The 25,887-nt window shown below is 62.8% G+C and carries 21 protein-coding genes; 5 read left to right on the forward strand and 16 right to left on the reverse strand.

The genetic code is table 11. From position 1 onward, the window contains the following. The first annotated feature begins 9 nt into the window (after positions 1–9). Together BJL86_RS08875 and hrpA are read left to right on the forward strand one after the other, a co-directional pair. Positions 10–690, forward strand: a complete 681-nt coding sequence (locus BJL86_RS08875; protein WP_067471304.1) for a potassium channel family protein — start codon at positions 10–12, stop codon at positions 688–690. Between the two features lie 12 nt (positions 691–702). Then, positions 703–4,650 carry an ATP-dependent RNA helicase HrpA gene (gene hrpA, locus BJL86_RS08880; RefSeq protein WP_082908267.1) on the forward strand — a complete coding sequence of 1,316 codons (3,948 nt, stop codon included), beginning with the start codon at positions 703–705 and terminating at the stop codon, positions 4,648–4,650. Positions 4,651–4,693: 43 nt separating this feature from the next. Here hrpA and nrdR read toward each other — a convergent pair whose 3' ends face one another. Further along, the gene (gene nrdR / locus BJL86_RS08885) at positions 4,694–5,152 is read right to left on the reverse strand and encodes a transcriptional regulator NrdR (protein ID WP_067470940.1); all 459 of its coding nucleotides are present in this window, start codon (positions 5,150–5,152) and stop codon (positions 4,694–4,696) included. Between the two features lie 189 nt (positions 5,153–5,341). Further along, on the reverse strand, positions 5,342–5,827 hold the full coding sequence (locus tag BJL86_RS08890) for a hypothetical protein (protein ID WP_156515168.1): 486 nt from the start codon (positions 5,825–5,827) through the stop codon (positions 5,342–5,344). Positions 5,828–6,100: 273 nt separating this feature from the next. Here BJL86_RS08890 and lexA point away from each other — a divergent pair, with 273 nt between their 5' ends. Further along, positions 6,101–6,799 carry a transcriptional repressor LexA gene (gene lexA, locus BJL86_RS08895; protein ID WP_197487503.1) on the forward strand — a complete coding sequence of 233 codons (699 nt, stop codon included), beginning with the start codon at positions 6,101–6,103 and terminating at the stop codon, positions 6,797–6,799. Here the strand turns inward: lexA and hflX are convergent. Further along, positions 6,796–8,190 (reverse strand): GTPase HflX, encoded by a 1,395-nt coding sequence (gene hflX, locus BJL86_RS08900; RefSeq protein WP_331710362.1) that lies wholly within the window; start codon positions 8,188–8,190, stop codon positions 6,796–6,798. The two genes, lexA and hflX, sit on opposite strands and share 4 nt — an antisense overlap. A gap of 19 nt (positions 8,191–8,209) precedes the next feature. After that, on the reverse strand, positions 8,210–9,088 hold the full coding sequence (gene dapF / locus BJL86_RS08905) for a diaminopimelate epimerase (protein ID WP_067471301.1): 879 nt from the start codon (positions 9,086–9,088) through the stop codon (positions 8,210–8,212). 195 nt (positions 9,089–9,283) lie between these two features. Here dapF and BJL86_RS08910 point away from each other — a divergent pair, with 195 nt between their 5' ends. Then, positions 9,284–11,482, forward strand: coding sequence for a malate synthase G (locus BJL86_RS08910; protein ID WP_067470933.1), 2,199 nt, complete (start codon positions 9,284–9,286; stop codon positions 11,480–11,482). A 102-nt stretch (positions 11,483–11,584) separates the two neighbouring features. On the opposite strand, the gene BJL86_RS08915 is transcribed toward BJL86_RS08910, so the two are convergent. Together BJL86_RS08915 and miaA are read right to left on the reverse strand one after the other, a co-directional pair. Next, positions 11,585–12,331, reverse strand: a complete 747-nt coding sequence (locus BJL86_RS08915) for an IclR family transcriptional regulator (protein WP_075844926.1) — start codon at positions 12,329–12,331, stop codon at positions 11,585–11,587. Beyond that, entirely contained in the window at positions 12,328–13,266 is a 939-nt protein-coding gene (miaA, locus tag BJL86_RS08920; RefSeq protein ID WP_067471299.1) for a tRNA (adenosine(37)-N6)-dimethylallyltransferase MiaA, read from the reverse strand. Before miaA ends, BJL86_RS08915 begins: the two co-directional genes overlap by 4 nt. Positions 13,267–14,281: 1,015 nt before the next feature. Between miaA and BJL86_RS08925 the strand changes: the two genes are divergently transcribed. Next, positions 14,282–15,658 carry a DUF349 domain-containing protein gene (locus BJL86_RS08925; RefSeq protein ID WP_067470931.1) on the forward strand — a complete coding sequence of 459 codons (1,377 nt, stop codon included), beginning with the start codon at positions 14,282–14,284 and terminating at the stop codon, positions 15,656–15,658. A gap of 111 nt (positions 15,659–15,769) precedes the next feature. Here the strand turns inward: BJL86_RS08925 and BJL86_RS08930 are convergent, their stop codons facing one another. The 10 genes from BJL86_RS08930 to BJL86_RS16760 all read right to left on the reverse strand — a co-directional run bounded on the left by BJL86_RS08930 (position 15,770) and on the right by BJL86_RS16760 (position 25,803). Beyond that, the gene (locus BJL86_RS08930; protein WP_067470929.1) at positions 15,770–16,414 is read right to left on the reverse strand and encodes an Rv2732c family membrane protein; all 645 of its coding nucleotides are present in this window, start codon (positions 16,412–16,414) and stop codon (positions 15,770–15,772) included. A gap of 62 nt (positions 16,415–16,476) precedes the next feature. Beyond that, the gene (gene miaB / locus BJL86_RS08935) at positions 16,477–17,979 is read right to left on the reverse strand and encodes a tRNA (N6-isopentenyl adenosine(37)-C2)-methylthiotransferase MiaB (RefSeq protein ID WP_067471298.1); all 1,503 of its coding nucleotides are present in this window, start codon (positions 17,977–17,979) and stop codon (positions 16,477–16,479) included. Positions 17,980–18,105: 126 nt separating this feature from the next. Next, a complete protein-coding gene (locus tag BJL86_RS08940) occupies positions 18,106–18,699 on the reverse strand; it encodes a regulatory protein RecX (protein WP_067470927.1) in 594 nt (197 codons plus the stop codon). Positions 18,700–18,703: 4 nt separating this feature from the next. Next, complete coding sequence (recA, locus tag BJL86_RS08945; protein ID WP_067470925.1) at positions 18,704–19,792, reverse strand: recombinase RecA; 1,089 nt, start codon at positions 19,790–19,792, stop codon at positions 18,704–18,706. A gap of 188 nt (positions 19,793–19,980) precedes the next feature. Beyond that, positions 19,981–20,181 carry a DUF3046 domain-containing protein gene (locus BJL86_RS08950; RefSeq protein ID WP_414836048.1) on the reverse strand — a complete coding sequence of 67 codons (201 nt, stop codon included), beginning with the start codon at positions 20,179–20,181 and terminating at the stop codon, positions 19,981–19,983. A 27-nt stretch (positions 20,182–20,208) separates the two neighbouring features. Further along, the gene (locus BJL86_RS08955) at positions 20,209–21,036 is read right to left on the reverse strand and encodes a PspA/IM30 family protein (RefSeq protein WP_067470921.1); all 828 of its coding nucleotides are present in this window, start codon (positions 21,034–21,036) and stop codon (positions 20,209–20,211) included. Positions 21,037–21,190: 154 nt separating this feature from the next. Then, positions 21,191–21,520, reverse strand: coding sequence for a helix-turn-helix domain-containing protein (locus tag BJL86_RS08960; protein WP_067471297.1), 330 nt, complete (start codon positions 21,518–21,520; stop codon positions 21,191–21,193). Positions 21,521–21,601: 81 nt separating this feature from the next. Further along, positions 21,602–22,120: a CinA family protein gene (locus tag BJL86_RS08965; RefSeq protein WP_082908266.1), complete on the reverse strand. Its 519-nt coding sequence runs from the start codon at positions 22,118–22,120 to the stop codon at positions 21,602–21,604. 47 nt (positions 22,121–22,167) lie between these two features. Continuing rightward, positions 22,168–22,749: a CDP-diacylglycerol--glycerol-3-phosphate 3-phosphatidyltransferase gene (gene pgsA, locus BJL86_RS08970; RefSeq protein ID WP_067470919.1), complete on the reverse strand. Its 582-nt coding sequence runs from the start codon at positions 22,747–22,749 to the stop codon at positions 22,168–22,170. A gap of 84 nt (positions 22,750–22,833) precedes the next feature. Further along, complete coding sequence (locus BJL86_RS16760; RefSeq protein ID WP_198034321.1) at positions 22,834–25,803, reverse strand: DNA translocase FtsK; 2,970 nt, start codon at positions 25,801–25,803, stop codon at positions 22,834–22,836. Between the last annotated feature and the right edge of the window lie 84 nt (positions 25,804–25,887).

Genomic DNA, 25,887 nt, shown 5'->3' on the forward strand with positions numbered 1-25,887 from the left:
ACCGGCGCGATGAAGGTTGCCATCGCCGGCGCGGGGGCTGTCGGCCGCTCCATCGGCAGAGAGCTTCTCGCCAACGGTCACGAGGTTCTTCTCATTGACCGCCGGGTCGATGTCGCCACCAACGATCCGGTCCCCGGCGCGGGCTGGGCCACTGCAGACGCGTGCGAGCTCGGATCGCTCGAGGACATCGGCTTGTCGCAGTTCGATGTCGTCGTCGCCGCGACCGGTGATGACAAGGCCAACCTCGTGCTCAGCCTGCTCGCGAAGACCGAGTTCGCGGTCACCCGCGTAGTCGCGCGCGTCAATGAGCCGCGCAACGAGTGGCTATTCGGTGAGCGTTGGGGTGTGGACGTCGCGGTGTCGACCCCGCGGCTCATCGCTGCCGCCGTAGAGGAGGCCGTCGCCGTCGGCGATGTCGTCGAACTGCTCACGCTCAGAGGCGGACACAACCGCCTGGTCTCCTACACGCTCCCGGACCACACCGCCTTCGGTGGCCGCGCGGTGGCCAAGCTTCGCCTGCCTACCGATTCGGCGCTTGTGTCGATTCTTCGCGGCGGCAGGGTCATCGTTCCCGATGACGACGTCCCGCTCGAACCCGGGGACGAGATGCTCTTCGTCGTGCAGGTCGACGCGCTCGACAGTCTGCGCGAGCACCTCCTCGATATCTGCAGTCCGCCCGGTTCGCGTTAAGCTTGCGAGGTCATGCCCGCAAAATCTCGCCGCTCCTCGCAACGACGCCGGCCTTCCGGCAATGCCCCGCGCAACCCAGAACTCGATGCCAAACGTTCGGCGCTTCGGGCCGAACTGTCTAAGGTCACGCTTCTCGAAGAGCATCGTCTTTCGCGCCGTATCGGCAAGGCGTCCGCGGCCGACGAGTTAGACGCCATTGGCAAAGAGATCGATGCCGCCTCAGACGAGCTTCGACGGCGAAGGGAGACCCTTCCCACGGTTTCGTATCCGGAGTCATTGCCGGTATCCGCCCGGCGCGACGATATCGCCGATGCGATCAGCAACAATCAGGTCGTCATCATCGCGGGCGAAACGGGTTCGGGTAAGACCACCCAGATTCCCAAGATCTGCCTTGAGCTCGGTCGCGGCGTCCGCGGCGCTATCGGGCACACGCAGCCGCGCAGGCTCGCCGCACGCTCGGTGGCCGCGCGCATTGCCGAGGAACTCGACGTCGAACTCGGGGACGAGGTCGGGTACGCCGTTCGCTTTGATAACCGCGCCGGTAGCAACACCGCGATCAAGCTACTCACAGATGGCCTTCTCCTCAACGAGATCAGGCGTGACCGGCTCCTGCGCGCCTACGACACGATCATCATCGACGAGGCTCACGAACGTAGCCTCAACATCGATTTCCTCCTCGGCTACCTCGCGTCGATCCTGCCCAAGCGCCCGGATCTCAAGCTCATCATCACGTCCGCGACCATCGATCCCGAGCGGTTCGCCGAGCACTTCGCCGGCGCGGACGGCCGACCGGCCCCCATCATCGAGGTCTCCGGGCGCACGTACCCGGTCGAAGTACGGTACCGCCCGCTTGTCCAGGAATTCGACGACCGTACCGTCGACGTCGACCCCATGGACGCGCTCTGTTCGGCGGTGGCGGAGCTTCTCGGCGAAGGCTCGGGAGACATTCTCGTATTCCTGTCCGGCGAACAGGAGATCCGAGACGCAGAGGAGGCCATCAAGGGGCGCCGTTTCCGCGATCTCGAGGTCTTCCCCCTGTTCTCTCGCCTCAGTGCGGCCGAGCAGAACAAGGCCTTTCGTAAGCATTCGAAGCGGCGCGTGGTGCTGGCCACGAATATTGCGGAGACCTCCGTCACCGTTCCGGGTATCCACTACGTGATCGACACGGGTCTGGCCCGTATTTCGCGGTACTCCACGCGAACGAAGGTGCAGCGACTGCCGATCGAGCCCGTGTCGCAGGCATCGGCGAATCAGCGTAAGGGGCGTTCCGGCCGCGTGACCGAGGGCGTGTGCATCCGCCTGTATTCGGAGGAGGATTTCGATTCCCGGCCCGAGTTCACCGACCCTGAGATCCTGCGGACGAACCTCGCCTCGGTCATCTTGCAGATGGCCGACCTAGGGCTCGGCGAGATCGCGTCTTTTCCGTTTGTCGACCCGCCCGATTCCAAGGCGATCAAAGACGGCCTGTCGCTGCTCGACGAACTCGGCGCGCTGCGCACGTCCAACGGTGGGGCGCCGTCGCTCACCAAACGAGGTCGCGAGATCGCGGCGCTCCCGCTCGACCCTCGCCTGGCGCGGATGCTTCTGGCCGGCCGCGACAACGGCGCGCTCGCCGAAGTCATCGTCGTCGTCTCGGCGCTGACTGTCGGAGATGTGCGCGAACGGCCCGCCGAAGAACGCGATAAAGCGGCTGCGATGCATAGCCGCTTCCGGGACAAGACCTCCGATTTCCTCGGATACCTCAACGTCTGGCGTTACGTCGTCGAGCAGAGGGCCGAACTTTCCGGCAGTGCGTTTCGGAAAATGTGCAAGGCCGAGTATCTGCACTGGCTCCGTATCCGCGAGTGGCAAGATCTCAACCGCCAGCTCACCACGGTGTGCCGCGAGCACGGATGGCACGCGGGTTCGCTCACCGCTTCCGATGACGACGTGCATCGCTCTCTTCTGGCCGGGCTCCTATCATCGATCGGCGCTCGGAAGGAGGAGACCAGGGAGTTCGCCGGACCTCGCGGCATCTCATTCCTGATCCACCCTTCGTCCTCAGTCGCGAAGAAGCCGCCGAAATGGATCATGGCGTCCGAGCTCGTGGAGACTTCCCGACTGTTCGCCCGCGACGTCGCCCGAATCGATCCGATGTGGGTCGAGCCGCTTGCCGAGCACATGGTGAAGCGAAACTATTCCGAGCCTCACTGGTCGTCCAAACAGGGTGCGGCGATGGCGTACGAGAAGGTCACGCTGCTGGGACTGCCCGTCGTTGAGGGGCGCCGGATTCTTCTGTCCCGCGTGGACCCGCAACTGGCACGGGAGCTCTTCGTCAGGCATGGGCTCGTCGATGGGGATTGGACGAGCAAATCCACTGAGGTCCGTGCCAACAGGGAACTCGTGGAACGTGCCCGCGAGCTACAGACGCGTGCTCGCCGCGCCGACGTCGTGATCGACGACGAACAGCTCGTCAGCTGGTATCTTCACCGGGTTCCGGAATCCGTCGTATCGGGGCGTCATTTCGATTCGTGGATCAAGTCCGCAAGCGAGGACGAGAAGGCCGCCCTCACTCTCTCGGAAAGCGACGTGCGCGGCGCCGGCACGGTGCCCTCGGAGGCAGATTTCCCGCCGCAGTGGAAACAGGGCGATCTCACGTTCGACCTCGATTACACCTACGATCCACGGTCCGAGACTGACGGCGTCGTGGTGAAGATTTCGTTGGCGCAGCTCGCCCGCGTGCGCCCAGCGGGTTTCGAATGGCTCGTGCCGGGGCTTCGGGCGGAGCTCTATACCGAGCTCATCCGCACATTGCCCAAGATGTACCGCCGCCTTGCGGCGCCGGCCGCCTCGTTCGCTGATCTCCTCGTCGAGGACATCACGCCACGAAAGGCTCCGCTCGCGGTGTCCGTCGGCGAAGCGCTTTCGGCACGGGTGGGGACCACCATTCCGGCCTCGGAGTTCCATCCGGAGGCTTTGCCCAACCATCTGCGTATGAGGTTCGAGGTCATCGGCGCCGACGGCGACCCCGTGTCCTCGGGCTATTCGCTCACCGCGCTGCAAAAAGAACTTTCGGCGCGGTCCCAGGATCAACTCGTCAATTCGCTTGTTGACGACGACGGGCCGTTCCGCGAATGGACGGCCGAGTCTATCGGCGATCTTCCCGACGAGGTGTCCCGCGACATCGGTGGCGTCCGTGCCGTCGCGTACCCGGCTCTGGTCGTCGAATCGGACGGCATTCACAAGACGGTGTGCACGACTCCGCAGAAGCGTTCGGCGGCAATGACTCGTGCCGTGATCGAGATGTTGCGCCCGGGACTGGTATCGACAACTCAGCTACTCAAGGGCCGTCCCCCGGCCCAGCGGCTGGCACTGACGCAATACCCGTACGGCGGCATCGATGCATTGGTTGCCGACGCTGTCGTTGTCATGATCGGCCGCATACTGGCCTCGAACGGAGGCGCTCCACTGACCGCCTCGGGCTTCGCTGAGATACGGGATGCAGCAAGGTCCGAGGTTCCTGGTGGCGTTGCCCGTATGATTACACAGGTATTGCCAGCTCTAGCGGTACTTCTCGATGTGCAGCGTTCCCTCATGTCGATGCGGGAAAATGAGCTTGGCGACGAGATACGTGCCGAGGTCGAGTTTCTCGTAGGGCGTGGATTCCTGGCGCGTCACGCGCGGGGCCGGCTTGAACACCTTGAGCGCCACATGAGGTCCATCGACGCACGAATCCAGTTGGCTGTCGACAACCCACCAAAATACGATGCCCTTCGCGCGCGCGTTATCGGGATCGAAGACGAAGTCGAAGAGGCGTGCAGTGCGCTATCGCATCGAAAGGGTGGCTCACGGCAATCTAGGGAGCTTCGCTGGTCCCTGGCTGAATATCGGGTAAGCGTATATACGCAGCAATTGGGTACTGCCGGGTCGATATCGGAGAAGAAGATCAGGCAGGCAATCCGTGGTCTACACTCTCCCTAGCCCCAGAACGCCCGTACGCCGCGGACAACTAGAGTCACGGCTGTCAGGAGCGAACGGGCCGGTCGTTCCGCAGTAGCGAGATCTCCTTTTCGAAATCGTCCGCAGACTCAAACGATTTGTAGACGGAAGCGAACCGCAGATACCCGACTTCATCGAGGTCGCGCAGTGGCTCAAGAATGGCAAGCCCCACTTCATGCGCCGGTACCTCCGACACGCCCTGTGCACGCACGGCCAGTTCGACCCGATGCGCGAGCATGTGCAGATCGTCGGAGGTAATGTCTCTTCCCTGGCATGCACGACGGACTCCGCGAATGACCTTGTCCCGACTGAACGGCTCGGTGACGCCGCTGCGCTTACTCACCATGAGCACCGGAGCTTCCATGGTGGTGTATCGATGACCGCAAGATGTGCATTCTCTTCGCCGGCGGATCGCAAGGCCTTCATCGGCCGTTCGTGAATCAATGACTCGCGAATCCGCCTTGTGGCACATAGGGCAAAACATCTCGGGACTCCTCGTAGCTCCACGACGACGGTCTCTGCCGTCTCGGCTACAACCTATGGTACGCCCGGGTGCTTTAATCCGATACTCACCACTAGATGTTGGGGCGAGCTGACTCCCGTAACTTCAATCCCCTCGGTTCGCAGTACACGGCATCCGTCCCATCCCCAATGCAGCGAGCAGACGCTTCTTCTAACTCGCGTACAAGAGAAACAGGAAGAGAACGAAGCCGGCGATGACGCCCAGTGCGGCAGCGGTAATAGTCTGCATACGCTCGATCGACCGCTGCGTTGGCGCCCGGAAATCGACCGCTTCGCGCCGAACTGAGTCCCTGCCGCGTGCACTGGTCGGTATGCAGACATCTGGTGCCATGCGATCGAAATTGGCACTCGAGAAAAGATACCGCTCAGAAGCTCCCCGCTTCGCCACAGATGTGTAGCGGTCGAAGCGGCGCCCTGCATCGCGCCCCACAGAAAGTCGTTCGAACCGTTCCGCCTTGGTACCCGACCGGCTTCGGAGACCATGATCGCGAAGGGCCGCAACGGTCGTGTTGTCGATACGGCTACGTTCATCTGCGACCTGCTTGAAACCTTTGACGGCAAGGCCGGAGTTACGGACGTTCTGGCGATCGGCGGTCAATTCCTCGGGCACACTGGGCCGTTCCATGTGAATAGTCATTTCCCATTCCTTTCGGACCACACTTCGTCTGATGCGGCGTTTCGAAAATCTGTGCCGCTTTTGTTCGTGTCTTAGTTCTACGAAACGGGTCCGACAATTTCGCCGACGAAAGCTCTTCGTGGCCGGAGGAATTACCCCTGTTTGGGGTCTCGTGGTTCCTTGACCTGCATTCAAGCCCAAACCGCGAAAGCAACACGCGGATCGAACACGTGTATGTCGGAATTACGATTCGAACGGTATGCTATCGAATGAAGCTACACGCACACCGGCCCAATGTTCGAAAGTGGCCCGCTCGAGCTACCCAGTGAGGAACCCGGCATGGCACGCACCGCAAAGGAAGAGCTGACCGATCGGCAGCGAATGATCATGACCGTCATCAATGACGCGATCGAGGAGCACGGCTATCCGCCGAGCATTCGCGAGATCGGCGACTCCGTCGGTCTGCAGTCGACGTCGTCGGTGGCCTATCAGCTTCGCGCTCTCGAGAAGAAGGGGTACCTCATTCGGGATGCGCATAAGCCTCGCGCGGTCGATGTGCGCTCGCCTAGTTCGTCACGCCAGCCCTCACGTCGCGCTCAGCTGCCACGTGGCGCCTCGCATCCCGCTTTCGTTCCGGTCGTCGGACGTATTGCCGCGGGCGGACCGATCCTCGCGGAGCAAGAAATCGAAGCTGTATTTCCTTTGCCCGAAGAACTTGTCGGATCGGGCGAAACCTTTATTCTCAAGGTCGTCGGCGAGTCGATGCGGGACGCAGGCATCCTTGATGGTGACTACGTCGTCGTCCGACGGCAGCAGGTGGCAGAGAACGGCGACATCGTCGCCGCGATGATTGACGGCGAGGCCACCGTGAAAACGCTGGACAAATCATCGGGCGGCGTGTGGCTGGTTCCCTCCAACGAAGCCTTCAGACCGATCCCGGGTAATTACGCCACGATTCTCGGCAAGGTAATCATTGTGTTCCGCCGTATCTAGCGGCGGAACTCCTCCAATTCGCCTGCCACCGATTCCGGAAGACGAACGGTAACCACCGTTCCCTGGTCCGAATACTCCTCGTGCACGACTGCACCCTCGGAGTGCACGCGGGAGACGATCTCACCACGGGAGTAGGGAATTTCCAGCGTCACCGTGACGTCGGTTTCGGCAATGTACTCGGCCAGCGTATGTCGGAGCGCCTCGATCCCCTCGCCCGATGTCGCGGAAACGAACGCCGCATCCTTGAACACCGCGCGCAACTCGGCAAGGACCAGCGGGTCTGCGGCGTCGATCTTGTTGATGACGAGCAGTTCCGTCGGCTGCTCAGCGTTCTGTTCGGCCACAACGTCGCGAATCACGGCGCGGACGGCATCGATCTGCGCCATAGGAAACGCGTGGGAGCCATCGACGACGTGCACAAGTAACTCCGAGTCGACCACCTCTTCGAGCGTGGAGCGGAATGCCTCGACAAGCTGAGTCGGGAGGTGCCGGACGAAACCGACGGTGTCGGTCAACACCACAGCCCGTCCGTCGGGAAGTTCAGCCCGCCGTGTCGTCGGATCCAGTGTCGCGAAGAGGGCGTCCTCCACCAACACCCCGGCGCCGGTAATCGCGTTAACGAGACTGGACTTCCCCGCGTTCGTGTATCCGGCAACAGCGATGGACGGCACCGGCGTAGCCCGCCGGCGGTGGCGCTTGGTGAGCCGGGCCTGTTTCATTCCTCGAATTTCGCGGCGGACTTTGGCCATGCGCTCACGGATTCGACGACGATCAGTTTCGATCTTCGTCTCACCGGGACCGCGAAGCCCCACGCCGCCATTGGACCCCGCGCGACCGCCGGCCTGACGTGAGAGCGCCTCACCCCAGCCGCGAAGCCTCGGAAGCATGTACTCCATCTGCGCGAGCGATACCTGGGCCTTACCTTCGCGAGACGTCGCATGCTGAGCGAAGATATCCAGGATCAACGCCGTTCGATCGATCACCTTGACGTTGACCGCCTTCTCGAGCGCGATCAACTGGCCCGGTGTGAGTTCACCATCGCAGATCACGGTATCGGCGCCCGTGGCGTCGACGATCTCGCGGAGCTCTTTGACCTTCCCGGAGCCGATGTATGTGGCGGCGTCAGGCTTGTCCCTGCGCTGGATCACCGCATCAAGCACCATCGAGCCTGCAGTCTCTGCTAGCGCGCCCAGTTCTGCCATCGCGGAATCGGCCTCCGCGGAGGACCCTTCGGTCCATACACCAACGAGGACGACACGCTCGAGGCGTAGCTGACGGTACTCCGCGTCGTTAATGTCCTGTAGTTCGGTGGACAGGCCGACAACGCGCCGGAGAGACGAGCGTTCCTCCAACTGGAGTTCGCCGGTGGACGGGTCATGATCAGAGTGCAAAGGGTTCGTCATACGAGGTCTATTCTCGCACGTCATCCGCCTTCAACAAATGTTCACCGAGAGTTCCGAGAGCGACGAGGCGCGAAGGTCCCGTCATCTGCGCGTGGCCGTCGACGATTTCGACCTGAACCCGGCCCCCCGGGACGTTGACGACCACAGTGCCGTCATTCTGCTCTGCGTCGGCGAGCGCCGCGATCGCGGTGGCCACGATGCCGGTTCCACATGAGCGGGTCTCTCCTGCACCACGTTCATGCACGCGCATCGTCACCTCGCCGTCGACCAGCGGAGTGGAGATCTCCACGTTGACGCCATTCGGGAAGAAGCCCTCGTCGAAGCTCGGCGAGACATCGACAGGCAAGGTGGCGAGGGACTCCGGCGTCATACGTGGAACTATCGCAGCGACGTGCGGGTTCCCGACGTCCACCGCCAAACCTGCGAACGTGTGACCTTCGAAGGAGACCGTCGAGACGCCGAGGACCTCGGGAACACCCATCGACACCGATACCGTTGCCGATTCGGCGGTCACGTCGCTGACCGTGGCGGGACGAAGTCCGGCACGCGTGCCCACCCGGATCTCCCCGGCGTCGGCGAGCCCCGTGGCAACCAGGGCATGCGCGAATACGCGTACGCCGTTACCGCACATTTCGGCGATGCTGCCATCGGCGTTGCGGTAGTCCATGAACCAATCGCCAGCGTCGACACCACCGGGAATGGCATCAAGTTCTCCTGCCGCGTGCAGGTCGCCGGCCCGCGCGACCCGGAGGATTCCATCGCCCCCGATGCCCGAACGACGGTTCGTGATCGAACGAATCGATACCTCGGAAAGCCGTAGCGACGCGGACTCGTCAAGAACGACCACGAAATCGTTCTCAGTCCCGTGGCCTTTGAGAAATTTGATCTCCCGCGCGTCGTCTGTCGCGCCTGCCGATGCTATAGCTTTCGGGTCGAAACTCGTCATATTCGTGATGATAATGCCTGGCCAAAGTAATTCCGCAATGCGGAACCTGACCTACCATGCTCTAGAGCTCGCGAATTAAACTCGGCGGTAGGAACATCGCGATCCAACCCACTAATTACAGGGAGGTCAGCGCACATGACTGAGCGCATTACCGTCGGCAATATCCAGATCGACAAGGTCCTCTACGACTTCGTCAACAACGAGGCCATTACCGGAACCGGCCTCGACGCCGACTCGTTCTGGCAGGGCGTGTCCGAGATCTTCACCGACCTCGCTCCGCGCAACCGCGAACTGCTCGATATCCGCGAGGAATTCCAGGCCAAGCTCGACAACTGGCACCGCGAGTACCCGGGCGCAGTCGACCAGGACAAGTACCTCGATTACCTTCGCGAGATCGGCTACCTCCTCCCCCAGGACGACAACGCCAAGGTCACGACCGAGAACGTCGATGCGGAGCTGGCTACGATTGCCGGGCCGCAGCTCGTCGTGCCGATCCTCAATGCTCGCTTCGCCCTCAATGCGGCGAACGCACGCTGGGGCTCGCTCTACGACGCTCTGTACGGCACGGACGCCATCCCCGAGGATGGCGGCGCAGAAAAGGGCAAGGGATACAACAAGGTCCGCGGTGACAAGGTCATCGCCTGGGTCCGTGAATTTCTCGACGACGTCGTGCCGCTCGCATCGGGAAGCTACGTCGGCGCTAAATCCTTCGCCATCGTGGACGGCAAGCTGGAGGTCACCCTCGCGGACGATTCGACCACGGGCCTGGCGGATCCGGACAAGCTCGCCGGTTACCTCGGCGACGCGGCGTCCCCGACCAACGTGCTTCTCGTCAACAACGGGCTCCACATCGACATCGTCTTCGATGCTTCGACCCCGTCAGGCGAATCCGATTCGGCCGGCATCTCCGACGTTGTCGTCGAGTCCGCCGTGTCTACGATCATGGACTTTGAGGACTCCATCGCCGCCGTCGACGGCGAGGACAAGGTGCACGGCTACCGCAACTGGCTCGGCCTGATGCGCGGAGACCTCGCCCACAAGCTCGAAAAAGGCGGCAAGACGATCACGCGTGTCCTCAACGACGACCGCACCTACACCACGCCTGACGGCGGAGAGCTCAATCTTCACGGACGTTCCATGCTGCTCGTGCGCAACGTCGGTCACCTCATGACGAACCCGGCCATCCTCGACGCCGAGGGCAATGAGCTCCCCGAGGGCATCATGGATGCCATTGTCACCTCGCTGTGCGGGCTGCACGGCATCGCCGAGGGCAATACGCACCGCAACTCCCGTTCTGGCTCGATCTACATCGTCAAGCCGAAGCAACACGGCCCTGACGAGGTCGCGTTCACCTCGGAGATCTTCGGCCGCGTCGAGAAGCTCCTCGATCTGCCCGAGAACACCATCAAGATGGGCGTCATGGATGAGGAGCGCCGCACCTCGGCCAACCTGTCCCGCGCCATCGCGGCCGCAAACACTCGCTGTGTGTTCATCAACACCGGCTTCCTCGACCGCACCGGCGACGAGATCCATACCTCGATGGAGGCCGGACCCATGGTCCGCAAGGGCGATATGCGCTCGGCGGCGTGGATGTCCGCGTACGAGAACTACAATGTCGACGAGGGGCTCGCCGCAGGACTCCGTGGTCGCGCCCAAATCGGTAAGGGTATGTGGGCCAAGACCGACCTCATGGCCGAAATGCTCGAGCAGAAGATCGGCCAGCCGAAGGCCGGAGCGAACACGGCTTGGGTTCCCTCGCCCACCGGTGCCTCGCTGCACGCCACGCACTACCACCGCGTGAACGTCCTCGAGGTCCAGGAGCAGCTGAGCTCCGCGGGACGCCGCGTCAAGCCCGAGGACATCCTCGAGCTGCCGTTGGCCCCGTCTGCCGATTGGACCGAGGAAGAAAAGAAGCAGGAAGTCGACAACTCCTGCCAATCGATTCTCGGCTACGTCGTTCGTTGGATCGACCAGGGAATCGGCTGTTCCAAGGTGCCGGATATCCATGACGTCAACCTCATGGAGGACCGCGCAACGCTTCGAATCTCGAGCCAGATGCTCGCGAACTGGCTGCGCCACGGCGTTATCACCGAGGAGTTCCTTATCGAGGAGCTCAAGCGCATGGCGCAGCTGGTCGACGGGCAGAACGAGGGGGATCCGAACTACTACCCCATGGCCCCGAACTTCGAGGACTCCGTGGCCTTCAACGCCGCTCGTGACCTGATTCTCAAGGGCGGCGAGCAGCCCTCCGGCTACACCGAGCCGATTCTGCATGCACGACGCCGCGAGTTCAAGGCGAAGCACGGCGCGAACAACACCGCTGCGCTTGGCTAGTAACGGCTGGTGACCAGAGCGGCACAGCGCCCCGCGAGCTATCGTCCACCATGGCGATTCTCCGGGGCGCTTCGTCGTGTTCGAGAGTAAGCGACGCCCCGGTCAGTCCGGCGGAAGAAACGGACTCGCGGCAATGGCCGAGGCAATCGTTTGAGCGGCGCCCTCACGCTTGTCGTAGGTGAACCGCGCCTCCGGGCCTGACACCGATATCGCGATCGCAGAACGCCCAGAACCGTGGGATACCGCCACGCATCGCACGCCTTCTTCCTGTTCGGATTCATCGCCGGCGAAACCATTCTTTCGCGCGGTATCGAGTTCGGTGATAAATTCGTCAGGAGAGGTAATCGTCGAAGAGGTGTACCGGCGCATCCCTGTCCGCGCCAATAGTTTACGCACCTCGGAATCTTCCCGATTAGCCAACAGTGCTTTACCAACTGCGGTGCAGTGGAGATCGACCCGCCTGCCTACTTCGGTGAACATCCGCATCGAATACGGGCTCGGCACCTGAGCAAGATAGACGATCTTGTCGCCTTCTCGCGCGGCGAGGTTGGCAGTCTCCCCAGTCGCATCGACAACTTGCTGCAGGATGGGCACGGCCCAGCGCTTGGTTACCGATTGCGCTGCGCCACCGGCCCACATGAGAGTCGGGGCAAGGACATATTCGCGGCCAGGAGCTTGCCGTAGCAGACCGGTCTCTACAAGAGTCGAAGCCAATCTGTGGACGGTCGCCGCGGCTAGTCCGGTCTTTTCGGCGATGGTCTTGAGCGAGACTATCCCGCCCTCGGACACGACCGCTTCGATGATCGCCGCAGCGCGTGTAACCGACTGCACCGTTTCCCGAGTACTCACGAGCGTTTCCTCACTGTTCGAAGTGCCTGGTCCACAAGAGACCCAGTCGCATCCGCGTTTGCGTCCAACCATCGGATCCGCGCGTCCCGCCTGAACCATGAGCGCTGGCGCCGAACGTAGCGGCGTGTGCCGATGAATGTTTGATCGAGAGCGTCCTCGACGGCGCTCGCCGTTGGTTCGCTGTCCCCGAATTCGTCCAGGAGCTCGAGCACCTGCAAATATCCGATCGCTCGTTTCGCCGTGACTCCATCTCTGAGCCCCTTGGGAACGAGGTGTCGTACCTCATCGATAAAGCCTTGCTCGAACATCCTTCTCGTGCGCTGCTCCAACCTCGAATCGAGCTCGCTGGTCTCCATGTCGAGAGCAAAAATGTGCGCGTCCCAACGAGGTTTCCCGATGGTGGGCCGGGACGCGGCAAAGGGCTTCCCGGTCAGTTCGATGACCTCTAGAGCGCGAACCGTTCGGCGTGGATCGGTGTCGAGAATTGTCTTGGCCGCTTCGGGGTCCTTCGCGGCCAGCTCCGCGTGTAGCGCCTGGACTCCGATCTCTTCGAGCCTGGATTCGTAACGCGCCCTGACCGACGGATCGGTCTCTGGAAAATTCCATTCGTCGATGAGTGATTGGTAGTACATCATCGAGCCGCCGACGACTATGGGCGTCTGTCCGCTGGCTCTGATGCGTTCGACGATGTCGCGGGCATCGCGCTGATAGTCGGCTACCGACGCGGTCTCGTTGACGTCGAGTACATCCAACATATGGTGCGGGATCCCTCGACGCTCGTATTGCGGCACTTTTGCCGTGCCGATATTCATACCTTTGTAGAGTTGCATCGCGTCGAGGTTCACGATCTGGCCGCCCAGTTCCTCGGCAAGGTTCAACGCTAGATCTGACTTGCCGGTCCCCGTGGGTCCGACGATGACGATTGGCCGCGACAACTCTTCGTCGTGTGGCACGCCGTTTGATCCTGACGTATGGAGAAGAGGGTCTACCCTCTCGGAGGAGATCGCCCAGCGAGCGGTGTGATAGCCGACACCGAAAGGAGCGGCGTGCGACGCCGATATCGGCGGTTCTCCTGCCACGAAGTCGGAAAGGAGCGTCCACATCGGTTGCGAATACCAGCCGATCGACGTCGCTGCGTCTTGCTGCAATAACGGAAGTTCGTCTTCTCCTTGGACGAAAGCCGTCAGCTTCCTATCCAGCTCTACCGCTGATTCGTCGAGTGGGATCGGCGCCTTCGGGGCCAGAGCTGCGGGCCCATCGGCCATGAGCATCACCACGCCGTCATGTGCATGGATCGTGCGCAGTACCGATGGGACCGAGCCCGTGAGTTCATTCGCCGTGGCGCTGACCGTCATAGTCTTCACATCCACGTCGAGGCCCGCTCGCGCAATCCACCACCAGGCCATAAGGACAGCACCGGGGATCCCAGAAGGATCGTTCAACTCTCGTTCGGAGCGTGATGAGCCCACAGCGACCGAAGGCGCGCCCCAACGACGAAGATCATGCGCACTGTAGGCGAGCTCGGTTGTTTGGGGGCCCTGGGCGACGACGAGGATCCTGCGATCGGCGGTGGCGACGGCGTCTTGAAGCATGCCCACACCGGCGTCAACAAGCGTAGAGACGTCCGTCCATGCCGCTCCCGACAGTTCGGGTACGAGTACCGGCGCGCCCGGTAGGAGGACGAGTTGTGATGCCACCCGTCCAGATTACTAGCCGCGCTGTGGAAACCTCCGTCGGGCGAGCTTGGCCGCGTTGAATTGGGCTTCCGCACGTGTGGGTGAGGATCGCAGCTCTGACGCGATGCCCACTTCTAGGGAAACTCCTGCGAACACACCGTCGTGCAAGGCAATATTGGCTGGAAAGTCGTGAGACTGTTGTCGCACGCATTTTGGTGGCGAAGCCGCATACCGCGGTCGGAGATCCGCTTCGCGCGGTGGAACAAGGAGAGCAATGTCTGACGTCGACAAGATTTCGGAGGCTTCAAAGGTTAGAGCCAATTCACGGCCGAAGCCGGCGGCTCCGAAGCCTGGTGTCCCTTCTCCTGCAGCCGTAGCGTCGAAGAGTTCGGCGGGGCACGTTCATCCGCACGCTGCACCTACGGCCCCCAAGAGTGACCCGAAGAAGTGGGGACACGTCGATGACGACGGCGCGGTCTGGGTGCGCACGAGCGCCGGCGATCGCCAGGTCGGCTCCTGGCAGGCCGGAAATGCCGACGAGGCACTCGACCATTTCGGGCGGCGATTCGACGATCTCGCCACCGAGGTGGTGCTACTCGAGCAGCGCCTCGAGACGCACCCGTCCGACGCGCGCAAGACGCGCTCTGCCGCTAAGGCTCTCGTGGAAACCGTCCCCGAGGCCAAGGTAGTCGGAGACCTCGAGGGGCTGGAAACTCGCCTTCATGCGATCATCGAATTCTCGTCCCAGGTCGAGGAACAGGTCCGCAAGGACAAGGCTGCTCACCGCGAAACTGCGATCGCTCGCAAGGAAGAGCTTGCCTCGGAGGCCGAGCAAATCGGTGAGTCCTCTACGCAGTGGAAGGTCGCGGGCGACCGGCTCAAGGTGATTCTCGACGAATGGAAGACGATTCGCGGTATCGACCGCAAGACCGACGACGAGCTGTGGAAACGGTTCTCCAAAGCTCGCGAGGCATTCAACCGTCGACGCGGCTCCCACTTTGCCGAACTCGATAGGAATCGGGCCACGGCTCGCAACACCAAGGAAGAGCTTGTTGTGCGAGCGGAAAAGATGGCCAACAACACCGATTGGAACGACACCGCACGTGCTTTCCGGCAGCTTATGGACGAGTGGAAGGCCGCGGGTCGGGCTCCGCGGGAGGCCGATAATCAACTGTGGGGCCGTTTCAAGAAGGCTCAGGACACGTTCTTCGATGCGCGACATGCGGCCGCGGCGGAACGCGATGCCGAATTCGAGTCGAACGCGAAGGCCAAGGAGGCTCTGCTGGCGGAATACGACTCCAAGATCGACCCCGCACAGGGGCTAGATTCCGCCAAGCGCGCCCTTCGTGAGCTTCAGGAACGGTGGGAGGCCGCGGGAAAGGTCCCACGTAGTCGAATATCCGAATTCGAGGGTCGGATTCGCGAGCTCGAAAAGCGCGTCGACGCCGAGGAACAGTCGCAGTGGCGACGAAATGATCCGGAGGTCAAGGCGCGTGCAGGGCAGTTCTGGGACCGAGTAACCGCGTTCGAGGATCAGGCGGCCAAAGCTGAGGCCGCCGGCAAGAGGAAAGACGCGGATAAGTTCCGCGCACAGGCCGAGCAATGGCGCGAGTGGGCGCAGGCTGCGGAAACCGCGGTCGAAGACCGCTAGGAGCCAAGAGCGTTCGATCCCAATAATTCGGCCCCGCCTCCGTGGTACGGATGGCGGGGCCGAACTCGTTCCGTGAGCGCCGAAACTGTAGAAACCCGGGGAAGAGATCGTCTACAGACCCGAGTTGTCGCCTTCACCGTCGGTGCGGTGGCTTTCCCTTTGCCGTTCGGTTGCTTCCTTGAGCTTTCGACTTTCCTCCCGGACGAGCTCCTCGGCTTCGATCTGCTTCTCGGACTTCGACCACAGGAGTATCGAGAACGTCACCGCCAAGCAGATGACGAGTACTTCTGAAAGATACAGGCCGATTCCGGGGCCGCCATAGTTCTGAAAGTCCGGGTTCGGGCCTCGCCCATCTTGCCGCAGCCAAATGGCCAACACGCCATATACGGCTGACACACAGGAGGTGCACCAAGCAATGCCCGCGGCCCACCAGCGTTGGGTAAAGATGGTGACGGCACCGAAGATGATCACGCCGACCGAAAACAGGGTGACGAATACGCGGGAGGGCAGCGACATTTCCTGATCCTGCGCTGCCTGAGTCCAGAACAATACGTCGAGGCCGCTCACGCCCTCGCTGTGTGGAAGAAGCTGTACACCCGCGAGAAGGACGATGAGCACGAGCGCTACGAGAAACGGACGTCCGACTTCCACGCGTCCTGCCCAGAACGCATCGGTCTCCCGGGACTCCAGTTTCGCCTCTTCCAAAGTGGTGCGAACCTGTTGGATCGGATCTTTCCGATTGTCTTCGTAACTCAAGGCTCTTGCCGTCACTTCCTGCTGACTGTGCTGATAGACCTAACGAACGGCGGACGCTGTCTTTACTCCGCGCCGGATCGGATGGTGGGCAGACCGAGTCCGACTCCAACCGGCTCGGTCGTGGGCACTACCCCGGCTTCATAATGATTACCCGCCTTGGTACGGCGATGCGAGAGGACCCCGGAGTCCGCGAGAAGATGGTGCGGTGCCGCTGCGGTCACGTCGACCTCGATGATGTCACCAGGACGCAGCGAACGATCGATTGCGCCCGCGGTGGCCGGTTTGGGATCGAAATGGACCAATCGCCCATCACGAGCCCGGCCGCTCATGCGCGACGTGGACGAGTTCTTCCGACCGGAGTCATCAACGATGAGCAGCTCAACGCAGCGGCCGACGATCTTTCGGTTCTCTTCGAGGGTGATGCGCTCCTGAAGCTCCAGAAGCCGGTCGTAACGGTCCTGCACGACGGCCTTGGGAACCTGGTCCTCCATCTCAGCCGCCGGAGTGCCCGGACGAGGCGAGTACTGGAACGTAAACGCACTGGTGAAACGGCTCTTCTCGACTACCTCGAGGGTTTGTTGGAAGTCTTCCTCGGTCTCCCCCGGGAAACCGACGATGATGTCGGTGGTGATGGCAGCGTCCGGGATCGACGCGCGTACCTTCTCGATGATGCCCAGGAACTTCTTCTGTCGATATGAACGACGCATCGAACGCAGAACTCTGTCCGATCCGGATTGAAGGGGCATGTGAAGCTGCGGGCACACGTTCGGCGTCTCCGCCATCGCCGCAATGACGTCATCGGTGAATTCTGCCGGGTGCGGCGACGTGAAGCGGACTCGTTCGAGTCCTTCGATCTGCCCACACGCACGGAGGAGTTCTCCGAAAGCACCTTTATCTGCCGGCTCGTCTGGGTGGATAAACGACCGACCGTATGCGTTGACGTTCTGCCCAAGGAGCGTGACTTCCAGAACGCCTTCGGCCACCAGCGCCTCCACCTCGGCCAGAACCTCGCCGGGCCGGCGGTCGACTTCCTTGCCACGGAGAGACGGGACGATACAGAAGGTGCAGGTGTTGTTGCACCCGACTGACACCGAAACCCATCCGGCATAGGACGAATCGCGCTTCGCCGGAAGGTTCGAGGGAAAATGCTGCAGCGAATCGGCGATCTCGACTGCTGCTTCGTCGTTGTGCCGGGAGCGATCGAGAAGCGACGGCAAATGGCCCAGATTGTGGGTACCGAAGACGACGTCTACCCACGGCGCCCGATCGACGACAACGTCCTTATCCTTCTGCGCCAGGCAACCGCCTACGGCGATTTGCAGTCGAGGGTTGACGTCCTTCCACGGACGCATGTTGCCCAGCGTTCCATAGAGGCGGTTGTCGGCGTTTTCGCGCACCGCGCACGTGTTGAAGACGACGAGATCCGGCAACACACCAGCGTCCTCATCCGCTTCGCCTTCGAAAGGAACGTACCCGGCCTCGTCCAAGACGCCCGACAGCCGCTCGGAATCGTGAACGTTCATCTGGCAGCCGAACGTACGGATCTGATAGCGAAGCGGTTCCACACCTGACTCCGCGGCGTTCCCCTCTGCCTCGCGGGTGCGTCTATCGAAAAGAACCTCGCTCACCTGCGCCGACACTCCTGTCTATCGTGGTCGTATACCCAGATAAGATTACGCGCGAACCGAGACCTAGAGAAATTGGCGGGCGTTGGCTATCTCGTTGTTGACCACGGACAGGGCTACTCCGGATGAATAGCCCCGGCGCTGTAAGTAAGCCACCAATCGACGCTTGACCTTCGTGCGCTGCTCCATGGTCGACAAGTCGGAATTCTCGCGTCGTTGGATTCGCTGCGCGACGAGTTCGTGCGCACGCGCCCGCTCGTCCTCCTCCGTAACCGCTTCCAGAGCTTGGCCGATCTGTGCAGATTCGACGCCTTTTTCTTCAAGCTCCCGGCGAAGCAGCGTCCGAGTCGTACCTTTGCTGACCGAACGCTGCTCCACCCACTGGCGCGCGAAATCTGCATCATCAAGGAGTTGCCACGCGTCGATTCTTTCCATCGCCTCCGCAACGGCGGACTCGGAAAACTCCTTCTCGGTGAGTCTTCCGTACAGTTCATGCCTGCTTCTCGCGCGGAACTTCAGTAGACGCAGCGCAGCCTTGGTGGCCTTACTTCCTTCTTCCGAAAGTGGAGGCAGTTCCGGAAGCGGCGCAGGGGACTCGATCGCCGCTATCGCGGCCTGCAGCTCCTCGAGGGAGCTAGGAACCGGAGATGACTCAGTCATCTACCTAGAAGTCCACCGGGACCACGTCGACCGGAGCATCTTCGTCTTCGACCGCCGGGACCTGGGACTCCTCCCCCGGTTCCTCACCGAAACCGAGTTTGGCCAGAATCTTCTCCTGGACCTCGTCGCGTACGGACGGATTGTCCTTGAGGTAGCGGCGGACGTTTTCCTTGCCCTGGCCGAGCTGGTCACCGTCGTAGGTGAACCAGGAACCGGACTTCTTCACGATTCCGTGCTCAACGCCCATGTCAATGAGCGAGCCCTCTCGGCTAATCCCCTGGCCATAGAGAATGTCGAACTCGGCCTGCTTGAAGGGCGGCGCGACCTTGTTCTTGACCACTTTGACTCGCGTCCGGTTTCCGACCGCGTCGGCACCGTCCTTGAGCGTTTCGATGCGACGAACATCGAGTCGAACGGAGGCGTAGAACTTCAGGGCCTTACCACCGGTCGTCGTCTCGGGGGACCCGAACATGACACCGATCTTCTCACGCAGCTGGTTAATAAAGATGGCTGTGGTTCCGGTCGAGTGAAGAGCGCCCGTCATCTTACGAAGTGCCTGGCTCATAAGGCGTGCCTGGAGACCCACGTGGCTATCGCCCATCTCGCCCTCGATCTCTGCTCGCGGGACGAGGGCGGCAACGGAGTCGATAACGATCATGTCAATGGAACCGGAGCGAACAAGCATGTCCGCGATCTCCAAAGCCTGCTCACCGGTATCAGGCTGGGAGACGATCAGGTTCTCCGTGTCGACACCCAACTTGCGGGCATATTCCGGATCGAGCGCGTGCTCGGCGTCGATAAAGGCTGCGATGCCGCCGCCGGCCTGCGCATTCGCAACCGCGTGCAGTGCGACAGTCGTCTTACCCGAGGATTCGGGGCCGTAGATTTCCACGACGCGGCCGCGAGGCAGCCCGCCGACACCGAGAGCCACATCCAGCGATAGTGCGCCGGTCGGAATCGCGTCTACCGGGGGACGATTGTCATCGCCCAGGCGCATGACCGAGCCCTTGCCGAACGCCTTATCGATTTGTGCGAGCGCCATGTCCAAAGCCTGCTCGCGGCTTGCCGGCTTTGCTTGAGACTTTGCAGCCATTGTTCGTCCTCCACGCTGAATAGTGTGCGATTTTCTATCGTGCCCACACTCTACGAACCGACCCCGACAAAATGGGGACGCTTCTTTATCCCGTGTGTTCTAACCACACGATAGACAAATGTATGTTCGATTCAAAGAACTATGTTCGGCGTGTTCGAACTTATAACTACGTCGATGCCCCTCCGTGCTCAGCGGTAGATTTCCGGCACCTCGAATTCCGCCGAGAGTGTTAACCACACCTCTTTGGGTTCGAAGCCGTCATCTATCGCCTGTTCGGCAGTGCGTCCTCCGAGTTCGGTCAGGACATGGGTACGCAACAGGTGGTCGGCCCGCGATGAACCGAACACCTCGTGCGTCAGCGAATTGAAATCGCTCAGCGTCATTGCCATTTGGAAGAAGTGAAACCTCGGAAAGCGCTATTCCGGCTGGGCCTGGCCCTGAGCCGGGTTGTTGCCGGTTTGAGCGGGATTGGCTGCTGCGGGGTTCGCCGAAACGGGAGCCGCCGTCGTCTGGCCGGCCGCGTCCGACTTCATCGAAGCGCGAATCTGCTCGAGGCGGGAGTGACCGGCCATCTGGACCGAGGCCTGCTGGACCTCGGCCATGCGGCCCTGCACAGAGTTCTCCGCGAGCTCCGCACTTCCGAGCGCGTCTGCGTATCGCTTTTCGATCTTGTCGCGGACCTGGTCTAGGTTCGGCGTCGACGAGTTCTCCGCCATGTCCGTCATCGAACGCAGGGACGCGCTGACTTGCTCCTGCATCTTGGCCTGCTCGAGCTGGCTGAGAAGCTTCGTCCGCTCCGCGACCTTCTGCTGCAAGCGCATGGCGTTCTGTTCGACCGCTCGCTTGGCCTGGCTGGCTGCCTGCAGGGACTGATCGTGGAGGACCTTGATGTCCTCGACGTTCTGCTCCGCCGTGACAAGCTGGGCCGCGAAGGCCTCGGCCGCATTCTCGTACTCCACGGCCTTTGCCTCGTCCCCATTGGCCCGCGCCTGGTCGGCCATCTGGAGAGCCTGACGGGTGCTGCCCTGGATTTTTTCGATGTCCTCCAGCTGGCGCTTGAGCTTCATCTCCAGTTGGCGCTGGTTCGAAATGACTGCGGCGGCCTGCTGAGAAAGCTGCTGATGCTGCTGCTGGGCATCCGAAATAGCCTGTTGGATCTGGACTTTCGGATCGGCGTGTTCTTCGATTTTCGAATCGAACAATGCCATGAGGTAGTTCCACGCCTTGCTGAACGGGTTAGCCATCGCAGTCAGTCCTTATTTCTGGTCTATGAGCATGTTGGCGGCGGTGGCTTCCGCCTCGATCCCGCCTGCATCACGTCGCACTCTACGTTACCGAAAACGAGTGTGCGGACAGTAAGGTGTGCCGCCTAAAAACTTCCTCTGAAACGAGTGCCGCTCAGCCCGGTTGACCGGCGAGCGCCGCTTCCTGCCCGAGGTGATCGGGAGCTAGCTCGGCGACGATCCTGATGAGAAGCTCGCCCAGCGAGATATCGAGGGCTCCCGAGATTGCGGCGAGCAACTCGCTGGAGGCTTCCTTGCGTCCGCGTTCGAGCTCGGAAAGATATCCCGGGCTGACGCGAGCATCGTCCGCGACGTCCCGGAGAGTCCGGCGGGACTCCGTGCGTACGGCACGCAAAACCGATCCGAGGGCCTCACGGAAGAGTCGCGGGCGCACATCAGCAGCCCGTGAGAACGAATGGCCGACCGTGTCGACGCTTATGGTCATTTCCTGCATCACCTACTCCAACGCGCCCCGACCGCGAAATGTTCCCGGGAAATATCTTCGCCGAAACCGCGGAACGGACCGCTATAGCGCCAACCGCGCCAGATCGAGCCCGGCGAGCGTGGCAGCGGCGCGAATTCGTGCCCTGTCTCCGTTGACCTCCAGCTTATGCACGGTGACCGACATAGCGCGAGACAAGCCGAGGAATACCGTTCCCGGATCGACGCCATCTTGCGGGTCGGGTCCCGCCACGCCGGTGAGCCCTATTCCGATATCCGCACCGCACCGATCGGATGCTCCCCTGGCCAGTGCCGCAGCCGTCTCCGGAGATACCGGCCCGAACTTGGCAAGGACCGTCTCCGGAACGCCGGCAAGAGAACCCTTGAGGTCGGTGGCGTAGACGATGAGACCGCCCCGGAGCACCGCGCTCGCGCCCGGGACATCGGCGATCGTGGCCGCGAGTTGCCCGGCCGTCAGGGACTCGGCGGTCGCTATCGTGAGCCCCGCGTCCGTGGCGCCGGCGACGAGACCGGAGGCGGTATCGTAAAGCACGCTCGTCGTCGGATCATGGGAAATTGGGAGAACCGAGTAGTCCTGGGCCATTGCGTGCCTCCGACGTCATACCTGGGTGGTGCGAGCTTGATGCCAGCCTACGCCGGGCTTCCCTGCTGCTTCGCGGCCTGACGGGCCTTGAGGAGGTAGTCGATTCCCGTGTAGACGGTGAGGACCACAGCGACTGCCATGACGAGCCATTCGAAGGGCCACACCCAGTACGGCATCGGCAGGATGAGCAGGCCTACGCCGAGCGTTTGCGCCGCGGTCTTGAGCTTGCCGCCAGGGCTGGCGGCGACGACATAGTCCACGCCGACGAGGCGCCAGATGGTGATGCCGATCTCGCGGACCAGGATGACGATGGTGATCCACCAGAACAGCTCATCGAGGAGGGAGAGCCCGATCATCGCCGCGGCCATCATCGCCTTGTCCGCGATGGGATCGGCAAGCTTACCGAAGTCGGTGACCAGGCCCCTGGAGCGCGCATACCACCCGTCGAACCAGTCGGTGCCCATAGCGACGGCGAACACGGCCCATGCCCCGATGCGCCACGCGGTGTCCTCGCCGCCGTGGCGGAACAGCACCCACACGAACAACGGGATGAGCAGGATGCGGATGACCGTGAGCACGTTGGCGAGGTTCACCACGGGCACGTCAGGAGTCGAGGACGCTGATTTCACAACTACTACCCTAAGGTAAGTTCCGCTCCCGCCGGGTATTCGCGGCTTTCCTTGGCCCCGACATACCCGGCGACACAGCGGAAACTAGATCTCTTCGGGGACACCGCCGTCGTCGTAGTCGTCCTCGTCGTCGGCCGGTAACGGGTCGTCGCCGCGGATCGCGCCGAGCACCCCGGCGAGGTCCTCGGGCTTGACCAGCACCTGCCGCGCCTTCGATCCCTCGGACGGGCCCACGATGTCGCGAGACTCCATGAGGTCCATGAGCCGTCCCGCCTTTGCGAAGCCGACGCGCAGTTTGCGCTGCAGCATCGAGGTCGAACCGAACTGCGAGGACACCACGAGCTCGACGGCGGCGAGCAGATCGTCGAGATCGTCGCCGATATCGCCGTCGATCTCCTTCTTGTCTCCACCCTTCTCCTCGGTGATCGCCTCGTTGTAGTCGGGCTCGGCCTGGTCCTTCGCCGCGTCGACGACGGCCTGGATTTCCTCGTCGGAGACGAACGCACCCTGCATACGCAGCGGCCGCGGCGCACCCATCGGGATGAATAGCGCGTCGCCCATGCCGATGAGCTTCTCCGCGCCTGGCTGGTCGAGGATGACTCGCGAGTCGGTGAGCGAGGAGGTCGCGAACGCCAGGCGGGACGGCACGTTCGTCTTGATCAGGCCGGTGACGACGTCGACGGAAGGACGCTGCGTGGCGAGCACGAGATGGATGCCCGCGGCACGCGCCTTTTGCGTGATGCGGACGATCGCGTCCTCGATCTCCTTTGGCGCGGTCATCATGAGGTCGGCGAGCTCGTCGACCACCGCAACGATGAACGGGTACGGCTCGTACACGCGCTGCGAACCCGCCGGCGCCGAGATCTCCCCGGAACGAACCTTCTTGTTGAAGTCGTTGATGTGGCGGACTCGTGCGGCCTTCATGTCCTGGTAGCGCTGCTCCATCTCTTCCACGAGCCAGGTCAGCGCAGTAGCGGCCTTCTTCGGAGAAGTGATGATCGGCGTGATCAGGTGCGGGATGCCCTCGTAGGGGGTCAGCTCGACCATCTTCGGGTCGATAAGGATGAGGCGCACCTCTTCCGGCGTCGCGCGCGCAAGCAGCGACACCAGCATTGAATTGACGAAGCTGGATTTACCCGAGCCGGTGGAACCGGCAACGAGAAGATGCGGCATCTTATTGAGCTCGGCGGAGACGAACTCGCCCTCGATGTCCTTACCCAGACCAATGAGCATCGAGTTGGTGGACTTCTGGGTCTCGGGCGCGAGGAGCACATCTGCCAGGCGCACCATCTCGCGGTCCGAGTTCGGCACCTCGATGCCCACCGCCGACTTGCCCGGAATCGGGGTGAGGAGGCGGACGTTATCGGTCGCCGCGGCATACGAAATGGTTCGAGCCAGGTTCGTGATCTTCTCGACCTTGACGCCCGGGCCGAGCTCGACCTCGTAGCGCGTGACCGTCGGCCCACGGGTGAACCCGGTGACCACGGCGTCCACGTTGAACTCGCGGAATACGGAGCCGATCGCCTCGATCATCCGATCGTTGGCGGCGCTGCGCTGCTTCGGCGGATCCCCGAGCTCGAGCAGATCCAACGAGGGCAGTTCGTAGGTGTCGCCCGAGTTCATGGTCGCGGGGCGCGGAGCCGGGCGCGGCGCGGGCTTCGCGGGGGTCGACGACGCCGCAACCTGTTCGGCCCGTGCCGGCTTGCGTTCCGGTGCGGACTCCTGCGGAGCCAGAGCCTGACGGCGGGCGGGCGCAGCCCCACCCGCGGCCTCGCTAGCGGACCGCGCTGCAGATGCACCGGCTGCATCGGCAACCGCAGCGGTCCCAGCGGCCGCAGCGGTCCCCGCGGCCGCGGCCTTAGCGCCTGCCGCTCCGGCCGCACCAGCTGCCGCAGCCGTAGACCCGAGGTTCGTCGAAGAACGCTGACGGCCTTGGCGCGCCTCCGCTGCCTGTGCACGCGAGTCGGTCCATGGGTCGCTGCGAAGTCGCGGATCGTCGCCCGCCGCGGGCAGGGTGCGCGTCCGGTTATCGCGGCCCGCAGAGGCGGGCACGAACTCGCCCGGAGCCTCGTCGAAGAACTCGTCGAGCGAGTCGTCCTCGGTGGCGTCGTTATCCGACGTCATCCCCAAACCGAAGAACTGCTTGATACCGCCTAGCGCGCCGGCGCCGCGACGGCGAGAGACCGGGGCATGGCCCTGGACCGGTTCGACGGCGAAATCCTCGTCGACACCGTCGTCGAAGATCGTGGTCTGGGACTCGTCCGCGAGGCCGGCCGCTCCACCGGGCGCGTTCGCCGGGTACCGGCCGCGCAGGCTCGGGGAGAGTGCCGCGGGCGCGTCCATGCCCTGGTCGTCGCCGGGCATATCGACATCGACATCGTCCTGGTCTACGTTGCCACCGCCGAAGTAGGAACGGACCAGCCCCGGGATCTCACGCGCGGGCCGACCGACGAGGATCAGCACGCCGAACGCCACGAGGAGCACCAGAACGAGGCCCGCGACGAATCCTGTGAGGCCTGCGGCGAGTCCGCCACCCACGACCCGGCCGAGCACACCGCCGGCGTGCTGCACCGCGTCCGCGTCCGAAGGAGAACCGGCAGCGATGTGCCACACGCCGAGGACTCCGATGGTGATCACCACCACGCCGACGAGCCAACGGGCGTGCGTCTGCGGATGCGGTTCACGAACCATGAGGAGGGCGCCCCACACGGCGAGCGCCACGGGAAGAAGAAGAGCCCCGGAGCCGATGATGGTGCGGGCGGCGATCTCCACCCACTCCCCGACCGGGCGCGCGGCGGAGAACCACACGGCACCCGCGACGATAATGGCGACGGCGAATAGCACGAGGGCCACGCCGTCGCGCCGATGCGTCGTGAGGTCGGCCCGCGGGGTCTCCTCGATCGACGTCCGCGCGCGGGTGCCCACCGCGCGCATACCCGAACCCACTCCCCGGGCGGTTCCGAGCCACATCGCCGTCAGTCCGCGACCTACGGCCCCGAAAGCGCCGCCGGTACGCTCTGGCTGAGCAGCGCGCGAGCCGCGCGGGGCGCTCACGACCGAACCCCGGCCGCTCTTCGCCGAGCGTCCCGAGTTCCTATAGGTCTGCGTGGACCCGGATCTAGCGCGTCTCGGCGTACG

This window comes from Dietzia timorensis, assembly GCF_001659785.1.
In the GTDB taxonomy this organism is placed as follows: domain Bacteria; phylum Actinomycetota; class Actinomycetes; order Mycobacteriales; family Mycobacteriaceae; genus Dietzia; species Dietzia timorensis.